Here is a 1226-nt window from a genome sequence, read left to right as displayed (position 1 = left end):
CGATCGCCGTCGTGCTCGACGGCAACGGCGACGTCCACGCGATCGAAGACGTCTGCACGCACGGCGACATCTCGCTCTCCGACGGTTTCGTCGAGGGCGAGACGCTCGAGTGCTGGGCGCACGGATCGGCGTTCTCGCTGAAGACCGGCCGCCCCCTGAACCTGCCGGCGTACGAGCCGGTCCCCGTGTACGAGGTCGTGATCGACGGAGACGACGTGCTCATCGATCCCGCCGTCACGAAATCTCTCTGAACTACCGAGTAAGGAACCCCATGTCTGTCCTCGAGATCCGCGACCTCCACGTGACGGTCGAGACGGATGCCGGCACGACCCCGATCCTCAACGGTGTGACGCTGACGCTGCGCACCGGCGAGACCCACGCGATCATGGGTCCCAACGGCTCCGGCAAGTCGACCCTGGCGTACACGATCGCCGGTCACCCCAAGTACACCGTGACGAGCGGCTCCATCACCCTCGACGGTGAGGACGTCCTCGAGATGAGCGTCGACGAGCGTGCGCGCGCCGGCCTCTTCCTCGCGATGCAGTACCCGGTCGAAATCCCGGGCGTCACCGTGACGAACTTCCTCCGCACCGCCAAGACGGCGATCGACGGCGAGGCGCCGGCGATCCGCACGTGGACCAAGGACGTCAAGGGCGCCATGGAGAACCTGCGGATGGATGCCAAGTTCGCCCAGCGCAACGTCAACGAGGGCTTCTCGGGCGGCGAGAAGAAGCGTCACGAGATCCTCCAGCTCGAGCTGCTCAAGCCGAAGATCGCCGTGCTCGACGAGACCGACTCGGGTCTCGACGTCGACGCGCTGAAGATCGTCTCGGAGGGTGTGAACCGCGCGAAGGAGAACACCGACCTCGGCGTGCTCCTCATCACGCACTACACCCGCATCCTGCGCTACATCCGCCCCGACTTCGTGCACGTCGTCGTGAAGGGCCGGATCGTGGAAGAGGGCGGCCCCGAACTCGCCGACCGACTCGAGGAAGAGGGTTACGACCGTTTCCTCGAGGCCGGTACCCCGGTCGACGCGTAAGATCGTTACATGACCGCAACACTCGCTCCCGAGAAATACGACGAGGTCACCGAGGCGCTCAAAGACGTCATGGACCCCGAGCTGGGGATCAACGTCGTCGACCTGGGCCTGATCTACGACCTCGCGTGGGACGACGAGAACGACGCGCTCGTCATCCACATGACCCTGACGTCGGCCGGCTGCC

The 1226-nt window shown here is 65.4% G+C and carries 3 protein-coding genes; all 3 read left to right on the top strand.

The window, feature by feature from the left end; genetic code table 11:
* The first annotated feature begins 2 nt into the window (after positions 1-2).
* A complete protein-coding gene (locus I5G_RS18880) occupies positions 3-251 on the top strand; it encodes a non-heme iron oxygenase ferredoxin subunit (RefSeq protein ID WP_022880455.1) in 249 nt (82 codons plus the stop codon).
* A gap of 20 nt (positions 252-271) precedes the next feature.
* Positions 272-1042, top strand: coding sequence for a Fe-S cluster assembly ATPase SufC (sufC, locus tag I5G_RS18875; RefSeq protein WP_022880454.1), 771 nt, complete (start codon positions 272-274; stop codon positions 1040-1042).
* 9 nt (positions 1043-1051) lie between these two features.
* Positions 1052-1226, top strand: a 175-nt coding sequence (locus I5G_RS24960; RefSeq protein WP_022880453.1) for a metal-sulfur cluster assembly factor, incomplete at its 3' end; no start/stop codon positions are given.

The sequence above is a fragment of the Microbacterium sp. B19 genome, from assembly GCF_000333395.1.
Classification (GTDB): domain Bacteria; phylum Actinomycetota; class Actinomycetes; order Actinomycetales; family Microbacteriaceae; genus Microbacterium.
This window is presented reverse-complemented; position numbering and strand designations above follow the sequence as displayed.